Origin of the sequence: Paracoccus versutus (genome assembly GCF_029909795.1) — a bacterium.
Classification (GTDB): Bacteria; Pseudomonadota; Alphaproteobacteria; order Rhodobacterales; family Rhodobacteraceae; genus Paracoccus; species Paracoccus versutus.
Map to the genome: position 1 here is coordinate 1903688 of NZ_CP038197.1, position 24470 is coordinate 1928157.

Consider the following 24470-nt stretch of genomic DNA (forward strand, 5'->3'; position numbering starts at 1 on the left):
CACCTACTTCCCGGGGGCCCGAAGGGCGCCCATGTATGAGGTCAGGACCGCAGCATGGCCCGGCTCGACCGAGGCCATGATCCGTGCGCCGGTTTCCGGCTGGACGCGGGCAAGGATCTGCGCGGCGAAATCCGGCGGCAGGTTCGACAGGACCATGGCCGCCTGTTCCGGCTTCATCTGGTCGTAGACCGCGATCAGCCGTGCGATGTCCTCGGTCTGCGCCTGGCTTTGGCCCCGGTTGTTCTGGGCGATATGCTGCTTGAGCTTGCGCAGTTCGATAAGCCGCTCGGTCAGCCGCCTTTCGGCCGAGGCGATCTCGGCCTTGCGACGCTCGATGTCCTGCATGTAGCGGTCGATGCGCAAGGCGCGTTCGCGCAGCGTCTCGGCCAGGGCCACCGCTTCGGGGACATCGGTGCAGCCGGCCATCAGCTCGGACGGCACGGCATGGGCCGACAGGCGCGACAGCCCGTCCATCAGCATCGCCGCCTGGCCGGCCGCGGCCAGGATCATCACGCCGCCCAGGATCGACAGGACCGGCTTACGCATCGGCCACCGCCCCCTCGCGCCGCCGGCGGCGTTGCAGCCGGTTCGGCCGCTGCGGGCCGGGCTCGGCGAATTTCTGCTGGAGCATCCAGAAGGCGCGTTCCTGCTTGGCGCGCTCGATCTCGTCGGCAAGGGCCTGGGTGGCGGCGGTGGCCTCGGCCTTGGCCAGCAGGATGGATTTCTCCAGCCGGCCGATCTCGCTGGTCATGACGGCGATGGCGCCGCCCAGGCCGGTCTCCAGGTCGTTCAGCTTGCGCAGCCGGCGGGCCAGCATGAAGCAGAATCCCGACAGCCCGATGGTGAAGGTGATCAGAACGACCTGTAAAAGCTGCGCAATCGTCATTGGATCCTGAACTCCGTGATGAGGACATCGGTGAACGCCTCCTTGCCCAGGACGAAGACGGCACGCGTCGCCAGCTCGTCGCGGACGATGTCCAATATTCCGCGCTTTTCGAAAGCCGCGGGGTCTATGTCGGTGAGAAAGCCGTTGAAGCTGTCCAGCAGGCGCGGGATCAGGTGCTCGACCTCGGCGCGGCGGTTCTGGTCGGTCTCGATCTTGACCGTCATCACCAGGGTCCGCGCCCGCGGCCCGGCCAGCGTCAGCACGATCTGGGGAATGTCGACGAAAGCCACGGCCGGCGCGGCCACGGGCTGCACCTTTTCCTGCCTGGGCGCCAGAAGCGACATGGGCGACCAGAAGCCAAGCCAGGTCGAGGCGAAGCCCGCCCCGCCCAGGACAAGGGCCAGCCCCAGCGGCAGCAGGATGCGCTTAATCCCCCCGCCGGTTTTTTCTTCCGCGTTGATGTCGGCGACATCGGTCATGGTGATTCTCCGTCCGTCCGGGGACTGGATATCACCAGCGGGCTAACCAATTCTTAATCGCCCCCGTGCCATGAAGGTCGCGACAAGGATCACGGCGATTCGAAGGGGACGGTTTTGCTGAAGCTGCAGGACTACTGGCGCGAAAGAAGCGCAAGACAAAGGGCCGTGCTGGCGGCTGCCTTCCTGTTCACCTTTGCCGCCATTGCCGGGCTTTCCTGGCTGGCCAGCCGGCCCGGCATGGCGCTGCTGTATTCGGGGCTGGATTCGCAGCAATCCGGCGCCGTCATGACCGCGGTCGAGAAATCCGGCGTTCCCTATCAGATCCGGGGCGATTCGATCTGGGTCGCGGAAAGCCGGCGCGACGAATTGCGCATGATGCTGGCCGGCGAGGGGCTGCCCTCGGCCGGGGGCAAGGGCTATGAAATCCTGGACGGCATGTCGGGCTTCGGCACCACCTCGCAGATGTTCGACGCCGCCTATTGGCGCGCCAAGGAGGGCGAGCTGGCCCGCACCATCCTGGCCCTGCCGAACGTCAAGGCGGCGCGCGTGCACCTGGCGGTCCCGCAGGGCCGCGGCTATCGGCGCGAAGCCGAGGCGACCGCCTCGGTCACGCTGACGACCGACGGCACGCCGATCAACCGCAGCCAGGCCAAGGCGCTGAAGTTCCTGGTTTCCTCGGGCGTGCCGGGCATGTCGGCGGACCGGGTGGCGGTGATCGACGGCGAACGCGGCGTCATTTCCTCGGGCGAGGATTTCGCCGGCGAGGATCGCGAGGCCGAGATGAAGCGCAATGTCGAGCGCATCCTGGCCGCGCATGTCGGCCATGGCAACGCCATCGTCGAGCTGCACCTGGACGTGGTCAACGAATCCGAACTGCTGACCGAGCAGCGCTTCGACCCGCAGGAACGCGCCCTGATCTCGCAGGAAAGCGAGGAAAGCGCCGACGAAAGCAGCAATGCGCAGCAGGGCGCGGTCACGGCTGCCTCGAACCTGCCCGAGGGCCAGGAGAATGCCGGCGACCAAAGCCGCTCGTCGCGGTCGGAAACCCGCCAGCGCTCGAATTTCGAGGTCAGCAAGGTCACGCGCGAGGTGACGCGCCAGCCCGGCGCCACGCGGCGCCTGACCGTCGCCGTGCTGGTGAACGGCGTCGCCCGGACCGAGGCCAATGGCGAAACCGCATTGGTGCCGCGCGAAGAGGCCGAGCTTCAGGCGATTCGCGAACTCGTCGCCTCGGCCGTGGGCTTCGACGAGGGGCGGGGCGACGCGATCACCGTGAAATCGCTGGCCTTCGCCTCGCTGTCCGAGGCGGGCACCCTGGCCAGCACCGGCGGTTTCCTGTCCAGGCTGGACCTGAACGGGCTGATCCGCCTCGCGCTGGTCGGCTTTTTCGCGCTGGCGCTGGCGGCCTTCCTGCTGCGCCCGCTGCTTCGCTCGAGGCCCGCGGGCAATCCGGCGCCGGCCCTGCTGGACCGCTCGGAGCCGCCGGCGGCGCTGGCGGCCGCCAGGGCCGAGGGCGACCCCCTGCCGGCCCAGGCCAGCATCGTCCCCGAGATCGACTTCACGCCCATGGGGGCAGAGGATGGCGATCCGGTCGGGCGGCTCAAGGAACTGATGAAATCGCGCAAGGACGAAAGCCTGCAGATCCTGTCGGGCTGGATCGAGAAACGTGAGGATGCGCTATGAGACCTGCCGCGCTTCGGCTTGATTCGTTTTCCTCGGGCGCTGCGGATGCCGGGCAGCTGGCCGCCGCGATCGAGCGCGAGGAAGCCTTTCAATGCGGCTATGAAAAGGGCCTGGCCGAGGGACGAGAGGCCAGCCTGGATGCGCTGACCCAGGCGCTGGCCGAGTTTCGCCGCGACATGCAGATCGGCCAGGAAAAAGAGGCCGCGTTGCGCGCCGATCTCCGCAAGGCGCTGGCGCCGGTGCTGCACGCGCTGGTGGACCTGCTTGGCCCGCGCTCGCAAAGGGAGCGTCTGCGGCTTGCCCTGGCCGAGGAGGTGGCGCGCATCGTCGAGCATGCGCCGGACCGCGCGCTGGTGGTCCGTTGCCCGCAAGACCTGCACCCGGACCTGGCCGATTGCCTGGCCCGCGCGCAATTTCCCCAGGTTCGGATCGAGAACCTGCCGCCGGGCCGGGAGATGGTCGAGCTGGTTGCCGGTCAGGGCACGATCCTCTTTGACCCTGCCGCGGCCGGGGCCGAGCTGAAGGCCATCATCGACGACATCAAGACCGAGGACTGATCATGGACGATCTTGCCAGCCTTATCGCCACCGACCAGATCCAGGTGGAAATCACCATCCGGCTGGGCGGCACGCAACTGACCGTCGCCGAGCTATCGCGCCTGCGGCCGGACGACGTGCTGACCCTGGACCAGGACATGTCGGACGGCGTCGAGATCTGCGTCGGCGACAAGGTCATCGCGCGGGGGGAACTGGTCTCGGGCGATGAAACCGGCAACCGGCTTTGCGTCCGCATCCTTGGCCCGGCCAGCGCATCGTGATCCGGCTTGCCCTTGTCCTTGTTGCTGCGTTGCTGCCGCCGCAAGTTGCGGCGGCGCAGGATCTGCCGCTGATCGACGCGGCGGGCCTCGATGCGGTGGTCGGCGGCATCGGCCGGCATTCGATCACCCTTCTGGCGGTGATGACGGCGCTGTCGCTGGCGCCGGGGATCGCCATCATGGTGACCTGCTTTCCCTTTATCGTGACCGTGCTGTCGATCCTGCGCCAGTCGCTGGGATTGCAGCAATCGCCGCCGAACATGCTGATCGTCAGCCTGGCCATGTTCCTGACCTGGTTCGTGATGAGCCCGGTGCTGACCGAGGCCTGGGAGGTTGCGGGCGCCCCCCTGCGCGATGGCGCGATCAGCGTCGAACAGGCGTTCCAGCGCGGCATCGTGCCCTTCCGCGGCTTCATGGAGCATCGCACCGACCCCGAGATGCTGGCCACCCTGGCCGAGATCGCCCCCGATCCCCAGGCATCGCCCGACCGGCTGTCGGTGCTGATCCCCGCCTTCATGCTGAGCGAGATCCAGCGGGCGTTCGAGATCGGCTTCCTGGTCGCGCTGCCCTTTCTCATCATCGACCTTGTGGTTTCGGCCGTGCTGATGTCGATGGGCATGATGATGGTGCCGCCCGTCGTGGTGGCCCTGCCCTTCAAGCTGGCCTTCTTTGTCGTCGTGGACGGCTGGGGCATGATTGCGGCCGCGCTGGTGCGCAGCTATCAATAACAAACCGTTCGCCGGACGTTCCGGGCCAGCCTGGGGCCGGCGCATCCGCAAGGTCATGTCGTTCCGATATTTTCAGGAGCAGCGAATTTGAACATCCGACCGGAAACGGACAGCAGGCCAGGTGGGGGCAGGGCGATGCCCCGCCTGCTTGCGCTGATCCTGGCGCTTTTCGCGGCGGCGCCGGCCATGGCCCAGGCCCCCCTGCGGGTCGAGTTCGTGCAGGTCGAGAAGGCCGAACTGACCTTTGACGCCGCCCTGACCGGAACCGTCCATGCCAAGGACAGCGTCGATGTCGGCTTCCGGCTGGGCGGCCGCGTGATCGAGGTGCTGGTGCGCGAAGGCGATCGCGTCACCCAAGGCCAGCCGCTGGCCCGGACCGATCCGGTGCAGCAGGAACAGGCGTTGCGCGTGGCGCAGGCGGCGGTCGCCTCGGCCGAGGCGGCTGAGGCCCAGGCCCGCCAGGCGCTGCAGCGCGCCGATGCGATGCTGAAGCGCGGCGTCGGCACGCGCGCCGCGCTTGACGCGGCAAGCCAGGCCCTGTCGGCGGCCAGCGGCGGGCTCGCGCAGGCGCGCTCCGCCCTGGGCCAGGCGCAGCGCGCGCTGGAGGATACGGTGATCCGCGCCCCCGGCGACGCCATCGTCACCGCGCGCCGGGCCGAGCCGGGACAGATCGTCGGGGCGGCGCAGGCGGTGATCTCGCTGGCTTCGGCCACCGGGCGCGAGGCGGTGTTCCAAAGCCCGGACACGCCGCTGCTGCGCGGTGCGATCGGCGCGCCGGTGACGCTGACTGGGATCGATTTTCCCGACCTGCACATGACCGCGCAGGTGACGGAGATCGCGCCGCTGGTCGATCCCGCCACCGGCTCGGTCACGGTGCGGGCCGAGATCGAGAACGCCCCGCCGACCGCCAGCCTGCTGGGCGCGGCGGTGCGGGGCGCGGTGCATTTCCCCGCAGGCAGCGGCATCGCCGTGCCCTGGACGGCGCTGACCTCGGTGGAGGGCGAGCCGGCGGTCTGGCTGGTGGGGGATGACAATCGCGTCTCTCTGGCGCCGGCTCGGATCGAGCGTTTCGCCAACGGCACGGTGATCCTGGGCGCCGGGGTGGAACCGGGGCAGACCGTGGTCGGGGCCGGGTCGCAGATGCTGTATCCCGGCCGCGTGGTCGCGGATGCAGCGGTAGAGGGGGAATGATGCGCAAGGCCCTTATGTCCGCGCTGTTGGTCCTGGTCGCGCTTGCCGGCGTCGCGGCCGCTTTCTCGTGGCCCTGGCAGAAATCCGGCGAGGTGACCGCCCCGGCCCCGCGCCCGGTGGCCAGCATCCTGGTCAGCGACGCCCAGGCGGCCGGCCATTCCATCCCCGGCGTGATCGCCGCGCGGATCGAGGTCGCCCTGGGCTTCCAGACCCTTGGCCGCGTGACCGCGCGCAATGTCGATGTCGGCGATGTCGTCCGCCAGGGCGACGTACTGGCCACGCTCAATCCCGACGACCTGCAGGGCGATGTCCGCGCCGCCCAGGCCGCGGTCGAGGCGGCGCAGGTGGAACTGCGCACCGCCCAGGCCACGGCCGAACGCACGCGGTCGCTGGCCAGCCGCAACGTCGCCTCGACCGCGCAGCTGGAACAGGCCGAACGCGCGCTGGCCGCGGCGCAGGCCGCCGAGCAGCAGGCGCAATCCGAACTGATCCAGGCCCGCGACGCCGAGGGCTTCGCCGAGATGCGCGCCCCTTTCGCCGGGGTGATCAGCGCGGTTTTCGTGAATGCCGGAGCCGTGGTCAGCGCCGGCGAGCCGGTGCTGCGGCTGTCCACCCAGGACGGCATCGAAGCGGTGATCGACCTGCCGGACATCGTGCTGTCGCGCGTGGGACAGGGCGATCCCTATGAGGTCTGGACGGAAAACGACCCCGGACGCATCGTGCCGGCGACGGTCTCGCAGATCGAGCCGGTGGCGGATGCCGCGACCCGGACCCGACGCATCCACCTGGCGCTTGGCGAGGATGCCGATTTCCGCCTGGGCGCGCTGGTGCGGGCCCGTCCCGCCGGCGCCGCCGCCGCGCGGCTGGTCCTGCCCCAGGCCGCCATCCTTGAACGCGACGGCGCCCAGCATGTCTGGGTGGTCAGCCGCGACGGCGACCAGGGCACCGTCGCTCTGCGCCGGATCGAGACCCTGGGGCCGCCGATCGGCGGGCGCGTCACCGTCGCCTCGGGCCTGGCCCAAGGCGAGGAGGTGGTGATCCGCGGCATCCATTCCCTGGCCGAGGGCCAATCCGTGGGACAAGGCGTGACACCATGACCAGAGGCGGCTTCAACCTGTCCGACTGGGCGCTGCATCACCGTTCGCTGGTGTGGTTCCTGCTGATCGTCTCGATGGTGGCGGGCACGCTCGGTTATCTGCGCCTGGGCCGCGAGGAGGATCCGAACTTCACCATCAAGATCATGGTGATCAGCGCCTCGCTGCCCGGCGCGACCATCGAGGACACGCTGGAACAGGTCACCACCCGGATCGAGACCAAGCTCGAGGAACTCGACGAGCTGAAGTTCACCCGCTCGGTCACCATGCCGGGGCAGTCGGTGGTCTACCTGGAGCTGGACCCGACGATCCGCGGCCCGCAGGTGCCCGAGGTCTGGAAGCGCGTGCGCAGCATGATGTCGGACATCCGCCCGGAATTTCCGCAGGAGTTCCAGGGATTCCAGTTCAACGACGATTTCGGCGACGTCTTCGGCAATATCTATGCCTTCACCTCGGACGGCTTTACCCAGCGCGAGCTGCGCGACCGGGTCGAGGACATCCGCAAGCAGGTCCAGGCCCTGCCCATGGCGGGTAAGACCCTGCTGCTGGGCGTGCGCAAGGAACGGATCTTCCTGGAGTTTTCCTCGGCCCGGCTGGCGGCGATGGGGCTGAACCACAACCAGGTGGTGCAGACGCTGGCGCTGCAAAACGCCATCTCGCCCTCGGGCATCGTGCAGGCCGGCCCCGAGCAGGTGCTGGTGCGCGTCGGCGGCCAGTTCGACGACGCGGCCGCGATCGCGGCGGTGAACCTGCGGGTCGGCGACCGCTTCTTCAACATCGGCGACGTGGCCACTGTGCAGCGCGGCTACGAAGACCCGCCGAGCGCGCTGTTTCGCTATAACGGCAAGGAGGCGGTCGGCCTTCAGATCGGCATGCGCGAGGGCGGCAATATCCTGGAATTCGGCGAGCAGGTCGATGCGCTGATGGCCGAGGTGGCCCGCGGCCTGCCCATCGGCATCGAGATGGCCAAGTTCGCCGACCAGCCGCATGTGGTGAACGAGGCCGTGGGCCATTTCGTCCAGGCCCTGGCCGAGGCGGTGGCCATCGTGCTGCTGGTCAGCTTCGTCAGCCTGGGCCTGCGCGCCGGGCTGGTGGTGACGCTGACCATTCCCCTGGTGCTGGCGATCACCTTCATCGTGCTGGACATCTATGGCATCACGCTGCAGCGCATCTCGCTTGGCGCGCTGATCATCGCGCTGGGGCTTCTGGTCGACGACGCGATGATCGCCATCGAGACGATGATCTCGCGGCTCGAGGTGGGCGACAGCCTGGAACGCGCCGCCAGCCATGCCTGGAGCTCCATCGCCTTCCCGATGCTGACCGGCACGCTGGTCACGGTGGCGGGCTTCATCCCCATCGGGCTGAACAGCTCGGCGGCGGGCGAGTTCACCTTTTCGCTGTTCGTGGTGATCGCCGTCTCGCTGATCGTCAGCTGGATCGTCGCGGTGCTGTTCGCGCCGCTGCTGGGCGTCACCATGCTGCCCGCGACCATGGCGCATAAGTCCGAGCGGCCGACCTGGCTGCGCCGGCAGTTCCACGGCCTGCTCCTGTGGGGCATGCGCCACCAATGGCTGACCATCGCCATCACGCTGGCCGTGTTCGCGGTTTCGGTCGTGGGCATGCGCTTCGTCGAGCAGCAGTTCTTTCCGACCTCGGACCGGACCGAGATCATCGTGGACGTGACCGAGCGCGCCAATGCCTCGATCGCCAAGACCGACGCCGATATGGCCCGGATCGAGGCGATGCTGGCCGAGGAACCGGACGCGCAGTTCTGGACCACCTATGTCGGCCGGGGCGCGCCGCGCTTCATCCTGTCGATGGACGTGCCCACGCCCGGTCCCTACATGGGCCAGATCGTGATCCAGACCCCGGACCTGGCGGCGCGCGACCGGCTCAAGGCGCGGCTGGCCGAATTCGCCGGGCGCGAACTGGTCGGCACCGACATCTATGTCAAGAACCTCGAGATCGGGCCGCCGGTGGGCAAGCCGGTGCAATACCGCGTCTCGTCGCCCGACCCGGAACAGGCGCGCGACGCGGCGCGCGAACTGGCCGCGGTGCTGGCGACCGAGCCGCGGCTGCGCGACATCGCGCTGGACTGGAACGAACCCGCCCGCGTGGTGCGGCTGCAGGTGAACCAGGACCAGGCCCGCCGGCTGGGCCTGACCAACGAGGACATCTCGGGCGCGCTTTCGGGCACCTTCAACGGCCGGACGATCACCCAGCTGCGCGACGGCATCTTCCTGATCGACGTCGTGGCCCGCGGCTCGCAGGCGGATCGCGAATCGCTGGAATCGATCCAGAACCTGCAACTGGCGACGCCGACCGGGATGCCGATCCCGCTCGCCTCGCTGGCCAAGCTGGAATACGATACCGAGCAGCCGCTGATCATGCAGCGCGACGGATTGCCGACGGTGACGGTCAAGGCCGCCATCGCCAGCAAGGACCAGCCCGCCACGCTGGTCGAGGCGCTGGCCGAAAAGGTCGCACGCTTCCAGGCCGGCCTGCCGCCCGGCGTCAAGGTCGTCGTCGGCGGCACGGTCGAGACCTCGGCCGAAAGCCAGCAGCCCATCGCCGCGGTGGTGCCGATCATGCTGCTGATCATGGCGACGCTGGTCATGGTGCAGATGCAGGGCTTCCGGCTGTCGCTGATCGTCTTTGCCGCGGCTCCGCTGGGGCTGATCGGCGTGGTCGCGGCACTGTTGCCCTTTGGCGTGCCGATGGGCTTCGTCGCCATCCTGGGCATCCTGGCGCTGATCGGCATCCTGATCCGCAACTCGGTCATCCTGGTGCATGAGATCCAGGAGCTGATCGCCAAGGGGCACGCGAAATGGGACGCGGTCTTCGAGGCATCGGACAGCCGCGCCCGCCCGATCCTGCTGACGGCGGCGGCGGCCAGCCTGGCGCTGATCCCGATCTCGCGGCAGGTGTTCTGGGGGCCGATGGCCTTCGCGATGATGGGCGGCATCATCGCCGGCACGCTGGTCACGCTGATCTTCGTCCCGGCGCTTTACTGTGCCGTCTTCCGGGTCCGACCGCCCGAGGGCGACCCGATGCCCGACCCCGAGGACCGCGCCCGCGCCGCCGCGCAAGAATAAGGCGCGGTGCGGGCGGGAAGGGTTCCGCTGGCGCGATGCGGATTGTCGTCCCCGGCGGTGCCTGGACGTGAGGCCGGCGACAGCAGCCCATCTTCGCCCTGTGGTGTAGGGCGGGCGGATGCGCGGATGCCGCGCCGGGGCCGGATTGCGGAGGCCGGGTCAGAACCCGGCCGCGACGTGTGCCGCCGGGAAGGACGGTCGCCCATCGCCCGGATGTCGCGACAATGTCCCTGCCGGAATCCACCGGGCCAAGAGAAGCGGGAAGAGGTTCCCGCAGCCATGGCGGGATCCTGGCTTTGACCCTGCGACAACGGAACGTGGCTGCCGCTGCCCGCCTTGCTGTGCCGCCACGAAGGCCATCCGGCCGACGGGCCGAAGATCACGACCGCGGCGAAACCGCCTGGGCATTCGCGCCAACGGGAACGACTCCGCCCGGTCCTCGCCTTCGGCAGGCGGCGCCTAGTGGCTGACAAGACATCGGCCCCGCTCAGCCCTCGGGGTCGGCGGCGATCTCGGCGGCGAAGGCGGTGCCGAACCGCTCGAGCCGCGCCTCGTCCAGATAGCGCGACAGCTCGCGCGGCCGGTCCTCGGCGATGCGGCGCAGGGCGGAGTTGCTGACGGAGAGCGGCTTTTCGGTGCCGTCCTCGCCGCGCGCCAGCCGGGACTGCGCCTCGGCCAGCCGGTCGAACAGGTCGCCCGAGGCACGGCCAGCCAGCGCCCGGCGCGCGGGATGCATCGGCGCGACCTCGCCGGCGATGACGCGCAGGAATTCCTCGCCATAGCTTTCCAGCTTTTTCGCGCCGACGCCGTTCACCCGCGCCATCTCGTCCAGCGTCCGGGGCCGGGTCTGCGCCATCTCGATCAGCGTGCGGTCGGGGAAGATGACATAGGCCGGCACCCGCGCCGCCTCGGCCAGCGCGCGGCGCTTGGCCTTGAGCGCGGACAGCAGCGGCGCGTCCTCTTCGTCGACCGAGGCGCGGACCACCACGGCGGGGCGCGCGCGGGCCATGGCGTCGCGGCGCAGGGTGATGCGCGTCTCGCCGCGCAGCACGGGATGGGCGGCGGCGGTGATGGCAAGGCCGCCATGGCGCTCCGGGTCGGGGCGGATCAGGTCGTGGCCCAGCATCTGCCGGATCACCGCCTGCCATTGCGGCTTGGCCATGTCGCGCCCGACGCCAAAGGTCGGCAGCCGGTCATGGCCCCGGCTGCGGATGCGGTCGGTTATGGTGCCGGTCAGCACGTCGATGACATGGCCCGCGCCATAGGTCTGGCCGGTGCGCAGGATGGCCGACAGCACCTTCTGCGCCGCCTCGGTGGCGTCGAAGCATTCGGGCGGGTTGTCGCATATGTCGCAATTGCCGCAGGGCCCGGCCTCTTCGCCGAAATAGCGCAGCAGGGCGACGCGGCGGCAGCCCGTCGCCTCGGCCAGGCCCAAGAGCGCGTTCAGCCGGGCGTGGTCGGCGGCCTTGCGTTCGGGCGGGGCCAGCCCCTCGTCGATCTGGCCGCGGCGCAGGCGGATGTCGTCGGGACCGTAAAGCGTCAGCGTCTCGGCCGGGGCGCCGTCGCGGCCGCCGCGGCCGATTTCCTGGTAATAGGCCTCGATCGACTTCGGCAGGTCGGCATGGGCGACCCAGCGGATGTCGGGCTTGTCGATGCCCATGCCGAAGGCCACGGTCGCCACCACGATCAGCCCGTCCTCGCGCTGGAAGCGCATCTCGACCTCGCGGCGCTGGTCGGGCTCCATGCCGCCGTGATAGGCGACGGCGGCAAGGCCGGCCTCGTTCAGCGCGCCGGCCAGCGTCTCGGTCTTGGCGCGGGTGCCGCAATAGACGATGCCCGACTGGCCGCGGCGGGCGGCGGCGAAATCCAGGATCTGCCGGCGCGGCCCGTCCTTGGGCTGGAAGGCCAGGTGGATGTTCGGCCGGTCGAAGCCGCGCAGGAAGATCTGCGGCTGCGCGCCGTCGAACAGGCGCTTGACGATCTCGTCGCGCGTTTCCGCATCTGCGGTGGCGGTGAAGGCGGCCAGCGGCACGGACAGCGCCCGGCGCAACTCGCCCACGCGCAGGTAGTCGGGGCGGAAGTCATGGCCCCACTGGCTGACGCAATGCGCCTCGTCCACGGCGATGGCCTGCACGCCCGCGCGGCGCAGCATCGGGATGGTCGCGCCCGAGGCCAGCCGCTCGGGCGCCATGTAGAGCAGCCGCAGCTCGCGCGCGTTCAGCGCGCGCAGAACCTCGCTGTTTTCCTCGTCCGAATTGCCGCTGGTCAGGGCGGCGGCGGCGACGCCCGCCTCGGTCAGCGCCCGCACCTGGTCGCGCATCAGGGCGATCAGCGGCGAGATCACCACCGTCAGCCCGTCCCGCATCAGCGCCGGCAGCTGGTAGCACAGCGACTTGCCCCCGCCGGTCGGCATGATCGCCAGCACGTCGCGGCCCGCGGCCACGGCATCGACGATCTCTTCCTGCCCCGGCCGGAAGGCATCGAAGCCGAAGACCTGCCGCAGAAGGGGCGCGGCCGACATCAGAAGCCGTAGAACCAGGCCGCGTTATTGGCAAGCGCGCGCTGCAGGATGATGATGCCGATGAAGACCACCAGCGGCGCCAGGTCCAGCCCGCCGGTATTGGGCAGGATCGAGCGGACGGGGCCGTAGATCGGCTCCAGCAGGCGGTTGAGCCCGCTCCAGATCTGCCAGATCAGCGGCTGGCGCAGGTTCAGCACCTGGAAGTTGATCAGCCATGACATGATGATATGGGCGATCATCACGAACCAGACCACGTCGAGTATCAGCATCAAGGCTTCGTAGAGCGTGCCCATTCCATCCCCTTCCGGCTGTTCCCCGGACAGGTAAGGCAGGCATCCGCATTGCGCAAGCAGCAAGCATCGCCGCCGCAGCGTTCCGATTGACGCGCCGCCGGTCCAAGGCTAGCCCCGCAGCCGTCCCAAAGGGAGGCCGCCCATGTATCCCATGCTCCGCTTTGCCAAGGAGATGCTCAAGTTCCGCAGCAGTCCCCGGATCGGGGTGTTGGAGGCGCATGTCTCGACCCATCGCTGCTGGCCCTGGGATCTGGACCCCTGGATCGAGCTGAACAACGGCCGCACCCTGACGCTTTACGACCTGGGGCGCCTGCCGATGGCGGTCAGGACCGGGATCATCGACACCCTGCGGCAGAACCGCTGGGGCATCACCGTCGCCGGCAATACCGTGCGCTATCGCCGCCGGATCAGGGCCTTCGACCGCTTCACCATGGTCTCGCGCACGCTGGGCTGGGACGCGCGCTTCCTTTACATGGAGCAAAGCATGTGGCGGCGGGGCGAGTGCTGCAACCACATGCTGCTGCGCGGGGCGATCACCTCGGACCAGGGCATCGTCGCCCCGGCGCGGCTGATGCAGGCGGCCGGGCGCGACCCGGAAAGCCCGGAACTGCCGGGCTGGGTGCAGGCCTGGATCGCGGCGGATGCCGGGCGGCCCTGGCCGCCGGTGCTGCCGCCCATCCTGCCGGACGAGCGCAATCCAGACTTGCCAGCCTGAACCGGCTGGGGCCTTATGCGCGCGGGCTGCGGGACGGGCGGCAGCACCGGCGGGCAAGAGGGGCGCGGCATGGAACGCAAACGCATCTGGGGCTGGTGGTTCTTCGACTGGGCCAGCCAGCCCTTTGCGACGCTGCTGCTGACCTTCATCTTCCCGGTCTATTACGCCGAGGTCGCCCGCCAGCACTATGCCGCGCAGGGCATGACCCCCGAGGCGGCGGGGGCGGCGGCGCAGTCGCTCTGGGGCTACGGGCTGAGCATTTGCGGCGTCATCATCGCGCTCCTGGCGCCGGTGCTGGGCGCCATCGCCGACACCAGCGGGCGCCGGCTGGTCTGGGTCTGGATCTTTTCCGCCTTCTACATGGCGGGCTCCTGGGGGTTGTGGTTCCTGATGCCGGACCAGCCGAACCTGCACCTGGCCATCGTCTGCTTCGGCATCGGGCTGATCGGCATGGAGTTCGCCACCATCTTCACCAATGCCCTGCTGCCGGGGCTGGCGCCGCATGGCGAGATCGGCCGCATCTCGGGCTCGGGCTTCGCCTTCGGCTACCTGGGGGGCGTGATCGCGCTGGCGATGGTGCTGCTGCTTTTGGCCGAGAATGCGCAGACCGGGCGCACCATGCTGGGCATCGCGCCGGTCCTGGGGCTTGATCCGGCGCTGCGCGAGGGCACGCGGGCTGTGGGGCCCTTTACCGCGCTGTGGTATCTGGTCTTCATGATCCCCTTTGCGCTTTGGGTGCCCGAGACGCGGGGGCCGCGCCGCCCGCTGCGGCTGGGCGCGTCCATGGCAGAGTTGGGCCGGCTGCTGGCCAGCCTGCGGCACCGGCATTCGCTGGCGGCCTGGCTGGTGTCGTCCATGTTCTCGCGCGATGCGCTGAACGCGCTTTACGCCTTCGGCGGGGTCTATGCCGGCACGGTGCTGGGCTGGCCGGTGTTCCTGGCCGGGGTCTTCGGCGTGGTCAGCGCCATCTCGGCCGCCGTCATCAGCTGGATCGGCGGCCGCGCCGACCGGCGCTGGGGGCCCAAGCCGGTGATCGTCGCCTGCACGCTGGTCCTGATCGCGGTCTGCATCCTGATCACCGGCATGAGCCGCCAGCAGATCCTGGGCCTGCCGCTGGCCGAGGGCTCGCGCCTGCCCGATGTGCTGTTCTTCCTTTGCGGTGCGCTGATCGGCGGCGCGGGTGGCGCGCTGCAATCGGCCAGCCGCACCATGATGGTGCGCCACACCACGCCCCAGCGCGCCACCGAGGCCTTCGGCCTTTACGCGCTGTCGGGCAAGGCGACGGCTTTCCTGGCACCCTTGCTGATCGCCACGATGACGGATGTGACCGGAAGCCAACGGCTCGGCATCTCTCCGCTCATCGTGATGTTCCTTCTGGCGCTGGTTCTGCTAGGTTGGGTCAAAGCAAAAGGAGAGGCCGCGCAGTGATCCGCAAATTCCTGACCGCCGCCGTGCTGGCGCTGACCGGGCTTGGCCTGGTCCAGCCCGCCGGGGCCGACCCGCTGGCCCGCAACGTCTTCGGCGCCGTCCCCGGCCCGACCGGGGGCGCCCCGGTCTCGATCGGGTTCTATTCCAAGGGCTGCGTCTCGGGCGCCATGCAATTGCCGGAATCCGGCCCGACCTGGCAGGCCATGCGCCTGTCCCGGAACCGCAACTGGGGCCATCCCGAACTGGTCAGCTTCCTGATCGGCCTGTCGCAGGCCGCGCGTCAGGTCGGCTGGCAGGGGCTTTACATCGGCGACATGGGCCAGCCGCGCGGCGGGCCGATGACCTCGGGCCATGCCAGCCACCAGTCGGGGCTTGATGCCGACATCTGGATGCTGCCGCCGCAAAGCCTGCGCCTCAGCGCCGCGCAGCGCGAGAAGATCTCGTCGCAATCGGTGGTGAACAAGGCCGGCACCGCGCCCTCGGGCCTGTGGAGCGGCGGTCACATGGCGATCATGCGCGCCGCCGCCCGCGACCCGCGGGTCGAGCGCATCTTCGTCGATCCGGTCGCCAAGCTGGCGATGTGCCAGTCCGAGACCGGCGACCGCAGCTATCTGCGCAAGATCCGGCCGCTGGGTGGCCACGACTATCATTTCCACGTCCGCCTGGCCTGCCCGGCGGGCTCGGTCTGCCAGCAGCAGGACGTGCCGCCGCCCGGCGACGGCTGCGCCGAGGCCGCGGAATGGATCAAGAACCGCATCGACCCCAGCCGGATCAAGCCGGTGCCGCCCGATCCGAACTATCGCCATCCCCGCAGCTTCCGGCTAAGCGAGATGCCCCGTCAATGCCAGGTCGTCGCCACCGCCCGCTAAGGCGCGGCGGCACGGCCGGCGGCGCGGCAGGGCGGCCCCGCCGCCTGCCGGGCCTTGCGCTGGCGCTGCTGCTTGTCTCGGCCTCATCGGCCTGCGCGGCCGATCCCTCGCCTCCGCCCATGCCGAAGGTGGAATATGTCGCGACCTATGTCTGGCGGATGGAGGACGAGACATTCGGCGGCTTCTCGGGCATCGAGATCAGCGCCGACGGCAGCCGCTTCACCGCGTTGTCCGACCGCGCCACCATCCGCTGGGGCAGCGTCCAGCGCGATGCGCAGGGCCGCATCCGCGGGCTGGAGCTGGCCGGCCGCGCCCATCTGCGCGACAGCGCCGGCAAGCCGCTGAAACCCGGCTGGCAGGGCGACAGCGAGGGGCTGGCCATCGCCCCCGACGGCACGATCTGGATCAGCTTCGAGGGGCTGACCCGCGTCGCCCGCCACGACACGCCCGACAGCCCGGCCAAGCCCCTGCCCCGGCCGCCCGAGTTCAAGGCGATGCAGCGCAACTCCTCGCTGGAGGCGCTGGCGATCCTGCCCGACGGCACGCTGCTGACCCTGCCCGAGCGGTCGGGGGCGCTGACCCGGCCCTTTCCGGTCTGGCGCTGGCGGGAGGGCAAGTGGGACCAGCCCTTCGCGATCCCGCGCTCGGGCGACTGGCTGGCGGTCGGCGCCGACATCGGCCCGGACGGACGCTTCTACCTGCTGGAGCGCGACTTCAAGGGCCTCCTGGGCTTCCGCACCCGCGTCAGGCGCTTCGACCTGTCGGAAAGCGGCGTCTCGAACGAACGGGTGCTGCTGGAATCGCGGCCGCTGCAATATGACAACCTCGAGGGGATCTCGGTCTGGCATGACGGGCAGGGCATCCGCATCACCATGATCTCGGACGATAATTTCGGCTGGCTGCAACGCACCGAACTGGTCGAGTACCGGGTGGCGGAATGAGCCTTTCCGCCAGCATCGCCGCGCTGGACCGCGCCGTCGACAGCGCGCTGGCCGAGCGGCGAATCGTCGGCTGCGTGGTCCTGTTGGCCCAGGGCGGCCGGCTGGTCCATGCCCGCGCCGCCGGCCTGGCCGACCGCGAGGCCGGCCGGCCCATGCGGCAGGCGACCTGGCTGCGCTATGCCTCGGTCTCGAAGCCCTTCACCACCGTCGCGGCGCTGCGGCTGATGCAGGCGGGCCGGCTGTCGCCCGAGGACCGGGTGACGCGCTGGCTGCCGGATTTCGCCCCCGCCCTGCCCGACGGAACCCGCCCCGCGATTACCGTGGACCAGCTGATGTCGCATCTGGCGGGGCTGGACTACGGCTTCAACCAGCCGCCGGACGGCCCCTATGCCTGCGCCGGGGTCTCGGACGGGATCGGCGACAGCGGCATCTCGCTGGCCGAGAACCTGCGCCGCATCGCCTCGGTGCCGCTGGACCGGCCGCCGGGCACGCGCTGGCGCTATTCGCTGGCGACCGATGTGTTGGGCGCGGTGATCGAGGCCGCGGTCGACATGCCGCTGCCCGAGGCCATGGCCCGGCTGGTGACGGACCCCCTGGGCATCGAGGCCGGCTTCCAGGCCCCGGACGCCGTGGACTTGGCCGCGAACTACGCCGATGCCCGCCCCGAGCCGCAACGGATGTGCGGCCCGACCCGTGTCCGCAATCCGCTGCAACCCGAGCAAAGCTATGCCTACCTGCCCGAGCGCATCCGCGACCCCTCGGCCTATCCCTCGGGCGGCGGCGGCATGGCAGGGACGGCCGAGGCGGCGCTGGCGCTGCTGGAAACCCTGTGCGACGGCCCTTTCCTGGCCGAGAACCTGCGCGCCGAGGCCCGGCGCAACCGCATCCGCCAGCGCCATCCGCTGCGCGGTGCCGGATGGGGCCATGCCTGGGCGGGCGCGGTCGTCACCGACGCGGATGCGGCCGGCATCGGCTTGCCGCAGGGCAGCCTCGGCTGGGGCGGCATCTACGGCCACAGCTGGATCGTCGATCCCGCGCGCGGCCGCAGCCTGGTCGCGCTGACCAATACCGCGGTCGAGGGGATGAACGGCGCCTTTGCGGTGGAAATCGCCGCCGCGGCCGCGCTATAGACCAGCAAGCCCGTTGACAGAAGGGCCCGGCGGGCTTATGCGGCCTTGCCCCGACGGGGCCGAGTCTCCGCGACCTTGCCAAAACGGAAAACCAGACATGTCCCGTATCCTTCCCGGCGTCATCGCCATGGCCGCCGTCGTGGTGGCCTCGAACATCCTGGTCCAGCATCTGCTGGGCTCCTGGCTGACCTGGGGGGCGTTGACCTATCCGGTCGCCTTCCTCGTGACCGACATCATGAACCGGGTCTATGGCCCGGCCGCCGCGCGCAAGGTGGTCTATGCCGGCTTCGTGACCGGCGTGCTGTGCTCGGTCGTGGCCGCGGGGCTGGACAAGACCACGCTGCGCATCGCCATAGCCTCGGGCGCGGCCTTCCTTTCGGCGCAGCTGATGGACATCTCGGTCTTCAACCAGTTGCGAAAATACAACTGGTGGCTACCACCCCTGGCGGCCAGCGTCGCCGGTTCGATCCTCGACACTGCCGTTTTCTTCAGCATCGCCTTTGCCTCGCAGCTGACGCCGATCTTCCCGGCGGACGATGTTTCCTGGGCAAATGAACTGGTTCCGCTGCTGGGCCAGGGGCCCGTCCAGCCGCTGTGGGTTTCGCTGGCAGTGGCCGATTGCGGGGTGAAGCTTGCGCAGGCAGTCCTGGCGCTCGTGCCCTTCCGCATCGTCGTCGGAAATTTGATCCAGCGCCGCGCGCAAATTCATTGACTGTTAAAGGTTCTGTGGCAGGCTGGACCCCATAAGGCAACTTATTGAAAGGAGGTGGTCCAGTGTCGAGAGTGATATTGGAGAGAGGTGTCGGGACAGTCAGGGGGGCCGTGGCCTGAGGGCAGCCCCAAGGGTCGTAAACCCTGGCTGGGACGGTGGGCACCAACCCTAACCGGACCATCTCCGTGGATCTCGCGGGCCGTTCTCCAGGGGGGCGGCCCGTTCCATTTTCCGCTGCTTCGGCATTCGCGCATGCAGGGCATGCTTGGCGAAGCGTGAAAGGCAGTTCGGGTATTTATGGAACGAAGAAGCCGGGCCTGCGCTTCTTCGTTCCCCAAATACTCATGCGACAGTGCAGCCGAAGACCCGGCCCAGCTGAGGGCCGGGTCGTCAACGCAGGCTCAGAGACGTTCGATGGCCAGCGCGATGCCCTGGCCGCCGCCGATGCACATGGTGATCAGCCCCTTGCTGCCGCCGGTGCGCATCAGTTCATACATCGCCTTCACGGTGATGATGGCGCCGGTCGCGCCGACCGGGTGGCCCAGGGCGATGGCGCCGCCGTTCGGGTTCACCCTGGCGGGGTCGAGGCCGAGGCCCTTGTTCACCGCCAGCGCCTGGGCGGCAAAGGCCTCGTTCGATTCGATCACGTCGAAATCGCCGGCCTTCAGGCCGGTGCGCTTCAGCAGCGCCTCGACGGCCGGGACCGGGCCGATGCCCATGACCTCGGGGCGCACGCCGGCCACGGCATGGCCGAGGATGCGGAACAGCGGCTTGGCGCCCACCGCTTGCGCCGCTTCGGCCCGCGCCAGCACCAGCGCCCCCGCGCCGTCGTTGATGCCCGAGGCATTGCCGGCCGTTACCGTGCCGTCCTTCTGGAACACCGCCTTCAGCCCGGCCAGTTTCTCCAGGTCGGTCGCCTTCGGATGCTCGTCGGTGTCGAAGGCGACCACGCCCTTGCGGGTCTTGATCTCGATGGGGACGATCTGCTCCCTGAAGCGGCCCTCGGCGATGGCGGCGGCGGCGCGTTTCTGGCTTTCCAGCGCGAATTCGTCCTGCGCCTGGCGCGAGATGTCATGTTCGCGCGCGACGTTTTCCGCCGTCACCCCCATATGGCCGGTGCCCATCGGGCAGGTCAGCGCGCCGACCATCATGTCCAGCATCTGCACGTCGCCCATCTTGGCGCCGAAGCGCGCGGCGGGCACGGCATAGGGCGCGCGGCTCATCGATTCCGCGCCGCCCGCCACGGCGAAATCGGCGTCGCCCAGCATCAGCGCCTGCGTGGCCGAGACGATGGCCTGCGCCCCCGAGCCGCAGAGCCGGTTCACGTTCATCGCCGGCGTGCTGTCGGGCACCCCGGCCTCCAGCATCGCCACGCGCGACAGGTACATGTCGCGCGGCTCGGTGTTCAGCACATGGCCGAAGACCACGGTGCCGATGCGCTCGGGGCCGATGCCGGCGCGCTCGATCGCGGCGCGGGTCGCGGTCGCGGCCAGCTGGATCGGCGGCACGCCGGCCAGGCTGCCGCCGAAGGTGCCGATGGCGGTGCGCGCCCCGGACAGGATGACGATTTCATTGTCGGACATGATTCCCCCCGATTGCCGTTGGCATGATGTTACTGCTAGAGCCGCGATAGCACATCGAAAAGACCCGCCCCCTTGCGACCTTGCGGAAAGACGGCAGAATATGGCCATGACCCAGGATCCCCGCATCAGCCTGCGCCTGCATTTCGAATCCGGCCTGACCTTTGGCCGCGGCAAGGCCGACCTGCTGCAGGCCATCGACGACGAGGGCTCGATCTCGGCCGCCGGGCGGCGCATGGGGATGAGCTATCGCCGCGCCTGGTCGCTGGTCGAAGAGATGAATGCGCATTTTGCCGCACCCCTGGTGGACAGCAGCCGGGGCGGCGCCCATGGCGGCGGCGCCCAGCTGACCGAGCGCGGCCGGCAGGTGCTGGCCGACTACCGCGCGCTGGAGGTGCTGCTGCGTGACCAGGGCGCCGCAGAACTGGGGCGGCTGCGTGCGGGGCAGCGATCTGCTTCGGCGTAAATAACGGTTGCCAGCACGGGCAATGGCTGGTTATGTCCATCCAGACACAACGAATGGACCCGCCCGATGCGCCTGTCTTTCCTTGCCGCCGCCCTGATCGCGCTTGCGCCTGCCGCCCAGGCCGACGAGATCACCATCTTCGCTGCCGCCAGCCTCAAGGACGCGCTGGACGAGATCGCCGCCACCTGGCAGGAAAGCCATGGCGATACGGTGGTGATCTCCTATGCCGGCAGCTCGCAGCTTGCCAAGCAGATCCAGGAGGGCGCGCCGGCGGACCTGTTCATCTCGGCCTCGAGTTCGTGGATGGATGCGGTGCAGGAGTCGGGCGACATCGACCCGGCGACGCGCCGCGACCTGCTGGGCAATACGCTGGTGCTGGTCGGCACCGGCAAGCCGGCCGAGGCGCCCGTGACCGAACTGCCCAGCCTGCTGGGCGACGGCAAGCTGGCCATGGCGATGGTCGATTCCGTCCCCGCCGGGCAATATGGCAAGGAGGCGCTGACCTCGCTGGGCCTGTGGGATCAGGTCGAGGGCCAGGTGGCCCAAGCCGACAATGTCCGCGCCGCGCTGAAGCTGGTCGCCACCGGCGAGGCGCCGCTGGGCATCGTCTATGGCAGCGATGCCGTGGCCGAGCCGGGCGTGGGCGTGGTCGCGACCTTCCCGGTCGACAGCCATGAAAAGATCACCTATCCCGCCGCGGTGACGACGGGGGCCGATACGCCGCAGGCGGCGGCCTTTCTTGACAGCCTGTCGCAGGAACCGGCAAGGTCGGTCTTTGAATCGCAAGGCTTTACCGTCACGCAATGATCCCGACCGATTGGCTTGGCCCCCAGGAGTGGCAGGCCGTGCGGCTGTCCCTGCGGGTCGCCGCCGTCGCCACGCTGGCCGGCCTGCCGCCGGCCGTCGCCGTCGCCTGGCTACTGGCCCGGCGGCGCTTTCCGGGGCATGGGCTGCTGAGCGGCATCGTCCACCTGCCGCTGATCCTGCCGCCGGTCGTCACCGGCTACCTGCTGCTGGTCACGTTCGGCACGCAGGGGCCGGTGGGCAGCCTGCTGAAACCGCTGGGCATCGTCTTTGCCTTTCGCTGGACCGGCGCGGCGCTGGCCTGCGGCATCATGAGCTTTCCGCTGATGGTGCGCGCCATTCGCCTGGGATTCGAGGCGGTGGACCCCAAGCTTGAACAGGCGGCCGCCACGCTGGGCGCGCCGCGGGCCTGGATCTTCGTGACCGTGACGCTGCCGCTGATCCTGCCCGCGATCCTGGCCGGCGCCACGCTGGGCTTTGCCAAGGCGATGGGCGAGTTCGGCGCCACCATCACCTTCGTCTCGAACATTCCCGGCCAGACGCAGACGCTGCCCTCGGCCATCTATGCGCTGTTGCAGGTGCCCTCGGGCGATGCAGCGGCGCTGCGGCTGGTGCTGGTCTCGGTGGTGATCGCCATGGGGGCGGTGCTGGTGTCGGAATGGCTGGCCTGGCGCATGACCGCGCGCATGAATGGGCGCGCCGAGGGGCGGGCCTGATGCTGGAGGTCGCCTTTCGCCACGATTTTCCTGGGCTTGCGCTTGATGTCGCCTTCCAGGCACCGGGCGGGGTGACGGCGCTGTTCGGCCCCTCGGGCTGCGGCAAGAGCACGGCGATCAACGCCATCGCGGGACTGTTGCGCCCCGATCAGGGCCGCATCGCACTGGACGGGCGGGTGCTGTTCGACGGCAAGACCAACCTTTCGCCGCAGGCCCGGCGCATCGGCTGCGTGTTCCAGGACGCGCGGCTGTTCCCGCATATGACGGTGGCGGCGAACCTGCGCTACCCCTCGCGCTGGCGGCGCGGGGCGGCGCGGGACTTCGACCGCATCACCGGGATGCTGGCGCTGGAGCCCCTGCTGCATCGCCGCCCCGGCACGCTGTCGGGCGGCGAGCGCCAGCGCGTGGCCATCGGCCGCGCGCTGTTGTCGGACCCGGCGCTGCTGGTCATGGACGAGCCGCTGGCGGCGCTGGACGAGGCGCGCAAGGCCGAGATCATGCCCTGGCTGGAACGCCTGCGCGACGAGATCCGGCTGCCGATCCTCTATGTCAGCCATTCGGTGCCCGAGGTGCTGCGATTGGCGACGACGGTGGTGCTGATGCGGCAGGGGCGGGTGGTCCATTCCGGCCCGCTGGCCGCGATCCTGGCCGATCCCGAACTGGCCCCGCAGCTGGGCGCGCGCGAGGCGGGGGCGCTGATCCGCGCCACGGTCGAGGCGCGCGAACCCGACGGCATGGTCCGGGTCGCCACCGCCGGCGGGCCGATGCTGCTGCCCGGACTGGACCTGGCGCCGGGGCAGGCGCTGCGGCTGCGCATCCTGGCGCATGAGGTGATCCTGGCGCGCGAGGCGCCGCGGGGCCTGTCGGCGCTCAATCTGCTGCCGGTCACTGTGACCTGCGTCGAGGGCGGGCTGGTGCAACTGGCGCTGGGGCAGGGCGCGCAGCATGAGCGGATGCTTGCGCAGGTCACGCCGCGCTCGGTCAAGGCGCTGGAATTGCAGCCGGGAACCGCCTGCCACGCCATCGTGAAATCGGTTTCGGTCCTGCCCAGCTAGGACGGTCGAGCCTTTGTCATTTGCGCCTCGCCCCGGATTGCGCTTATCCTGCCCGCAAAAAACATGAGGGCAGTATGAACAGGTTTCTCAAGCTCGCCATCGTCGGGCTGGTGGCCTCTTGCGGAGGGGGCGGGAACTACAAGGCGCCGCGCAATCTGGAAAGCGCCTGCGCCATCGCGGCCGAACGGCCCGCCTACATGCGTGCGATGAAGGCGACCGAGCGGCGCTGGGGGGTGCCGGTGCATGTGCAGATGGCGACGATCCACCAGGAATCGAAATTCATCGGCAATGCCCGCACGCCGCATCAATATGCGCTGGGCATCATTCCGATCGGCCGGCAAAGCTCGGCCTATGGCTACAGCCAGGCGCTGGACAGCACCTGGGACGATTACCGCAAGCAGACCGGCAACCGCCGCGCCCGGCGCGACAATATCCGCGACGCCACCGATTTCATGGGCTGGTACATGAACGATTCGGCGCGGGTGCTGGGCATTTCCAAATGGGACGCCGCCTCGCAATACCTGGCCTATCACGAGGGCCGCTCGGGCTTTGCCAGGGGCTCGCACCACTCGAAGCCCTGGCTGATGGGCGTCGCCGGCAAGGTCCAGGCCCGGTCCGAGGCCTATCGCAGCCAGCTTGCCTCCTGCCGCTGACCCGGTTCGCCCGCCTATTGGCGGCGGGCGATCTCGTTCTGGATGGCGAAGGTCGAGGCGGGAAAGCTCATCCCGGTCTGCATGTCGCCCAGGATCACCGTGGTCCGCTTGCCGGTGTCGTCGGTCACCACCCATTGCCGCAGCTGGGTCGGATTGGCGGTAAAGACCATCTGGATATTGCCGTATTCGGGATGCTGCGGATCCTGCGCGGTGACGACGGTGGTGTTCTTCTTCTCGGCATAGCCGGTGACCATGCGCGCCCGGCTCAGGTCGATGTTGGGCGCCAGGATCAGCGACAGCGGCGTCTTGGACAGCGGGTATTGCTGCGGCGCACCGCGCGTCTTGCCGTCGAACACGGCGACGTTGCCGGCCGAGGCCATGACCAGCGTGCGGTCGCCCTTGTATTCGAAGCGCACCCGCTGCGGGCGCTGGATATAGACCACCCCGGTCGAGATCGAGCCGTCGGCATTCACCTGGGTGAAATCCGCCTTGGCGGTCTTGAGGCTGTTGAGATAGCGCGAGATCTCGTTCAGCGGGATCTTCTCGGCCAGGGCGGGAAAGGCCAGGGCCAGGCACAGGACGGGCGCAAGGGCGAGCGACTTCAGTTTCATGAGCGG

25 protein-coding genes are annotated in these 24470 nt (G+C 69.4%); 18 read left to right on the forward strand and 7 right to left on the reverse strand.

Features of this window, described 5'->3' with window-relative positions:
- Positions 1–3 precede the first annotated feature (3 nt).
- Genes E3U25_RS20735 through E3U25_RS20745 form a run of 3 tightly spaced genes read right to left on the reverse strand, consistent with a single transcriptional unit; the run spans position 4 to position 1365 of the window.
- On the reverse strand, positions 4–546 hold the full coding sequence (locus E3U25_RS20735) for a MotE family protein (RefSeq protein WP_116223174.1): 543 nt from the start codon (positions 544–546) through the stop codon (positions 4–6).
- Entirely contained in the window at positions 539–886 is a 348-nt protein-coding gene (locus E3U25_RS20740) for a hypothetical protein (protein WP_036751577.1), read from the reverse strand. The genes E3U25_RS20735 and E3U25_RS20740 overlap by 8 nt, the downstream gene beginning before the upstream one ends.
- Positions 883–1365: a flagellar basal body-associated FliL family protein gene (locus E3U25_RS20745; RefSeq protein WP_036751574.1), complete on the reverse strand. Its 483-nt coding sequence runs from the start codon at positions 1363–1365 to the stop codon at positions 883–885. Before E3U25_RS20745 ends, E3U25_RS20740 begins: the two co-directional genes overlap by 4 nt.
- A gap of 114 nt (positions 1366–1479) precedes the next feature.
- On the opposite strand from E3U25_RS20745, the gene fliF reads away from it, so the two are divergent.
- The 7 genes from fliF (at position 1480) to E3U25_RS20780 (ending at position 9970) form a co-directional block, all read left to right on the forward strand.
- Complete coding sequence (fliF, locus tag E3U25_RS20750; RefSeq protein WP_116223173.1) at positions 1480–3048, forward strand: flagellar basal-body MS-ring/collar protein FliF; 1569 nt, start codon at positions 1480–1482, stop codon at positions 3046–3048.
- Positions 3045–3605 (forward strand): hypothetical protein, encoded by a 561-nt coding sequence (locus E3U25_RS20755; RefSeq protein WP_116223172.1) that lies wholly within the window; start codon positions 3045–3047, stop codon positions 3603–3605. Before fliF ends, E3U25_RS20755 begins: the two co-directional genes overlap by 4 nt.
- Before the next feature lie 2 nt (positions 3606–3607).
- Entirely contained in the window at positions 3608–3865 is a 258-nt protein-coding gene (locus tag E3U25_RS20760) for a FliM/FliN family flagellar motor switch protein (RefSeq protein ID WP_072461405.1), read from the forward strand.
- The gene (gene fliP, locus E3U25_RS20765; RefSeq protein ID WP_116223171.1) at positions 3862–4590 is read left to right on the forward strand and encodes a flagellar type III secretion system pore protein FliP; all 729 of its coding nucleotides are present in this window, start codon (positions 3862–3864) and stop codon (positions 4588–4590) included. The genes E3U25_RS20760 and fliP overlap by 4 nt, the downstream gene beginning before the upstream one ends.
- Before the next feature lie 135 nt (positions 4591–4725).
- On the forward strand, positions 4726–5781 hold the full coding sequence (locus E3U25_RS20770; RefSeq protein WP_116223170.1) for an efflux RND transporter periplasmic adaptor subunit: 1056 nt from the start codon (positions 4726–4728) through the stop codon (positions 5779–5781).
- Entirely contained in the window at positions 5781–6878 is a 1098-nt protein-coding gene (locus E3U25_RS20775) for an efflux RND transporter periplasmic adaptor subunit (RefSeq protein ID WP_244295376.1), read from the forward strand. The genes E3U25_RS20770 and E3U25_RS20775 overlap by 1 nt, the downstream gene beginning before the upstream one ends.
- The gene (locus E3U25_RS20780; protein ID WP_116223168.1) at positions 6875–9970 is read left to right on the forward strand and encodes an efflux RND transporter permease subunit; all 3096 of its coding nucleotides are present in this window, start codon (positions 6875–6877) and stop codon (positions 9968–9970) included. Before E3U25_RS20775 ends, E3U25_RS20780 begins: the two co-directional genes overlap by 4 nt.
- Positions 9971–10457: 487 nt before the next feature.
- Here the strand turns inward: E3U25_RS20780 and recQ are convergent, their stop codons facing one another.
- The gene (recQ, locus tag E3U25_RS20785) at positions 10458–12491 is read right to left on the reverse strand and encodes a DNA helicase RecQ (protein WP_116223167.1); all 2034 of its coding nucleotides are present in this window, start codon (positions 12489–12491) and stop codon (positions 10458–10460) included.
- Positions 12491–12784 (reverse strand): YggT family protein, encoded by a 294-nt coding sequence (locus E3U25_RS20790; RefSeq protein ID WP_036751557.1) that lies wholly within the window; start codon positions 12782–12784, stop codon positions 12491–12493. Before E3U25_RS20790 ends, recQ begins: the two co-directional genes overlap by 1 nt.
- Positions 12785–12926: 142 nt before the next feature.
- Here E3U25_RS20790 and E3U25_RS20795 point away from each other — a divergent pair, with 142 nt between their 5' ends.
- The 6 genes from E3U25_RS20795 to E3U25_RS20820 all read left to right on the forward strand — a co-directional run bounded on the left by E3U25_RS20795 (position 12927) and on the right by E3U25_RS20820 (position 18579).
- Positions 12927–13499: an acyl-CoA thioesterase gene (locus E3U25_RS20795; protein WP_116223166.1), complete on the forward strand. Its 573-nt coding sequence runs from the start codon at positions 12927–12929 to the stop codon at positions 13497–13499.
- A gap of 69 nt (positions 13500–13568) precedes the next feature.
- Entirely contained in the window at positions 13569–14927 is a 1359-nt protein-coding gene (locus E3U25_RS20800) for an MFS transporter (protein ID WP_072461398.1), read from the forward strand.
- The gene (gene mepA, locus E3U25_RS20805; RefSeq protein ID WP_116223165.1) at positions 14924–15796 is read left to right on the forward strand and encodes a penicillin-insensitive murein endopeptidase; all 873 of its coding nucleotides are present in this window, start codon (positions 14924–14926) and stop codon (positions 15794–15796) included. Before E3U25_RS20800 ends, mepA begins: the two co-directional genes overlap by 4 nt.
- Positions 15769–16737 carry an esterase-like activity of phytase family protein gene (locus E3U25_RS20810; RefSeq protein WP_036751549.1) on the forward strand — a complete coding sequence of 323 codons (969 nt, stop codon included), beginning with the start codon at positions 15769–15771 and terminating at the stop codon, positions 16735–16737. The genes mepA and E3U25_RS20810 overlap by 28 nt, the downstream gene beginning before the upstream one ends.
- Complete coding sequence (locus E3U25_RS20815) at positions 16734–17867, forward strand: serine hydrolase domain-containing protein (RefSeq protein ID WP_116223164.1); 1134 nt, start codon at positions 16734–16736, stop codon at positions 17865–17867. The genes E3U25_RS20810 and E3U25_RS20815 overlap by 4 nt, the downstream gene beginning before the upstream one ends.
- Before the next feature lie 97 nt (positions 17868–17964).
- Positions 17965–18579 (forward strand): queuosine precursor transporter, encoded by a 615-nt coding sequence (locus E3U25_RS20820; RefSeq protein WP_036751545.1) that lies wholly within the window; start codon positions 17965–17967, stop codon positions 18577–18579.
- A 401-nt stretch (positions 18580–18980) separates the two neighbouring features.
- Here the strand turns inward: E3U25_RS20820 and E3U25_RS20825 are convergent, their stop codons facing one another.
- Entirely contained in the window at positions 18981–20162 is a 1182-nt protein-coding gene (locus E3U25_RS20825; protein ID WP_116223163.1) for an acetyl-CoA C-acyltransferase family protein, read from the reverse strand.
- Positions 20163–20268: 106 nt separating this feature from the next.
- On the opposite strand from E3U25_RS20825, the gene E3U25_RS20830 reads away from it, so the two are divergent.
- The 5 genes from E3U25_RS20830 to E3U25_RS20850 all read left to right on the forward strand — a co-directional run bounded on the left by E3U25_RS20830 (position 20269) and on the right by E3U25_RS20850 (position 23853).
- Entirely contained in the window at positions 20269–20625 is a 357-nt protein-coding gene (locus E3U25_RS20830; RefSeq protein ID WP_036751642.1) for a winged helix-turn-helix domain-containing protein, read from the forward strand.
- Between the two features lie 66 nt (positions 20626–20691).
- Entirely contained in the window at positions 20692–21432 is a 741-nt protein-coding gene (modA, locus tag E3U25_RS20835) for a molybdate ABC transporter substrate-binding protein (RefSeq protein WP_116223162.1), read from the forward strand.
- Positions 21429–22145 (forward strand): molybdate ABC transporter permease subunit, encoded by a 717-nt coding sequence (gene modB / locus E3U25_RS20840; RefSeq protein ID WP_036751541.1) that lies wholly within the window; start codon positions 21429–21431, stop codon positions 22143–22145. Before modA ends, modB begins: the two co-directional genes overlap by 4 nt.
- On the forward strand, positions 22145–23200 hold the full coding sequence (modC, locus tag E3U25_RS20845; protein WP_116223295.1) for a molybdenum ABC transporter ATP-binding protein: 1056 nt from the start codon (positions 22145–22147) through the stop codon (positions 23198–23200). The genes modB and modC overlap by 1 nt, the downstream gene beginning before the upstream one ends.
- A 74-nt stretch (positions 23201–23274) precedes the next feature.
- Positions 23275–23853: a transglycosylase SLT domain-containing protein gene (locus E3U25_RS20850; RefSeq protein ID WP_116223161.1), complete on the forward strand. Its 579-nt coding sequence runs from the start codon at positions 23275–23277 to the stop codon at positions 23851–23853.
- Positions 23854–23867: 14 nt separating this feature from the next.
- Here E3U25_RS20850 and E3U25_RS20855 read toward each other — a convergent pair whose 3' ends face one another.
- Positions 23868–24464, reverse strand: coding sequence for a LolA family protein (locus tag E3U25_RS20855; protein WP_036751537.1), 597 nt, complete (start codon positions 24462–24464; stop codon positions 23868–23870).
- Positions 24465–24470 lie beyond the last annotated feature (6 nt).

Bases quoted from the DNA above. Each gene is read 5' to 3' on its own strand.
- E3U25_RS20775 (WP_244295376.1), top strand. From the start codon at position 5,781: ATGCGCAAGGCCCTTATGTCCGCGCTGTTGGTCCTGGTCGCGCTTGCC.
- E3U25_RS20740 (WP_036751577.1), bottom strand. From the start codon at position 886: ATGACGATTGCGCAGCTTTTACAGGTCGTTCTGATCACCTTCACCATC.
- E3U25_RS20735 (WP_116223174.1), bottom strand. From the start codon at position 546: ATGCGTAAGCCGGTCCTGTCGATCCTGGGCGGCGTGATGATCCTGGCC.
- E3U25_RS20810 (WP_036751549.1), top strand. From the start codon at position 15,769: ATGCCAGGTCGTCGCCACCGCCCGCTAAGGCGCGGCGGCACGGCCGGC.
- E3U25_RS20815 (WP_116223164.1), top strand. From the start codon at position 16,734: ATGAGCCTTTCCGCCAGCATCGCCGCGCTGGACCGCGCCGTCGACAGC.
- E3U25_RS20795 (WP_116223166.1), top strand. From the start codon at position 12,927: ATGTATCCCATGCTCCGCTTTGCCAAGGAGATGCTCAAGTTCCGCAGC.
- modC (WP_116223295.1), top strand. From the start codon at position 22,145: ATGCTGGAGGTCGCCTTTCGCCACGATTTTCCTGGGCTTGCGCTTGAT.
- E3U25_RS20760 (WP_072461405.1), top strand. From the start codon at position 3,608: ATGGACGATCTTGCCAGCCTTATCGCCACCGACCAGATCCAGGTGGAA.
- E3U25_RS20820 (WP_036751545.1), top strand. From the start codon at position 17,965: ATGTCCCGTATCCTTCCCGGCGTCATCGCCATGGCCGCCGTCGTGGTG.
- E3U25_RS20780 (WP_116223168.1), top strand. From the start codon at position 6,875: ATGACCAGAGGCGGCTTCAACCTGTCCGACTGGGCGCTGCATCACCGT.
- E3U25_RS20825 (WP_116223163.1), bottom strand. From the start codon at position 20,162: ATGTCCGACAATGAAATCGTCATCCTGTCCGGGGCGCGCACCGCCATC.
- E3U25_RS20745 (WP_036751574.1), bottom strand. From the start codon at position 1,365: ATGACCGATGTCGCCGACATCAACGCGGAAGAAAAAACCGGCGGGGGG.
- modB (WP_036751541.1), top strand. From the start codon at position 21,429: ATGATCCCGACCGATTGGCTTGGCCCCCAGGAGTGGCAGGCCGTGCGG.
- E3U25_RS20770 (WP_116223170.1), top strand. From the start codon at position 4,726: ATGCCCCGCCTGCTTGCGCTGATCCTGGCGCTTTTCGCGGCGGCGCCG.
- E3U25_RS20830 (WP_036751642.1), top strand. From the start codon at position 20,269: ATGACCCAGGATCCCCGCATCAGCCTGCGCCTGCATTTCGAATCCGGC.
- E3U25_RS20755 (WP_116223172.1), top strand. From the start codon at position 3,045: ATGAGACCTGCCGCGCTTCGGCTTGATTCGTTTTCCTCGGGCGCTGCG.
- E3U25_RS20800 (WP_072461398.1), top strand. From the start codon at position 13,569: ATGGAACGCAAACGCATCTGGGGCTGGTGGTTCTTCGACTGGGCCAGC.
- recQ (WP_116223167.1), bottom strand. From the start codon at position 12,491: ATGTCGGCCGCGCCCCTTCTGCGGCAGGTCTTCGGCTTCGATGCCTTC.
- E3U25_RS20850 (WP_116223161.1), top strand. From the start codon at position 23,275: ATGAACAGGTTTCTCAAGCTCGCCATCGTCGGGCTGGTGGCCTCTTGC.
- E3U25_RS20855 (WP_036751537.1), bottom strand. From the start codon at position 24,464: ATGAAACTGAAGTCGCTCGCCCTTGCGCCCGTCCTGTGCCTGGCCCTG.
- E3U25_RS20790 (WP_036751557.1), bottom strand. From the start codon at position 12,784: ATGGGCACGCTCTACGAAGCCTTGATGCTGATACTCGACGTGGTCTGG.
- modA (WP_116223162.1), top strand. From the start codon at position 20,692: ATGCGCCTGTCTTTCCTTGCCGCCGCCCTGATCGCGCTTGCGCCTGCC.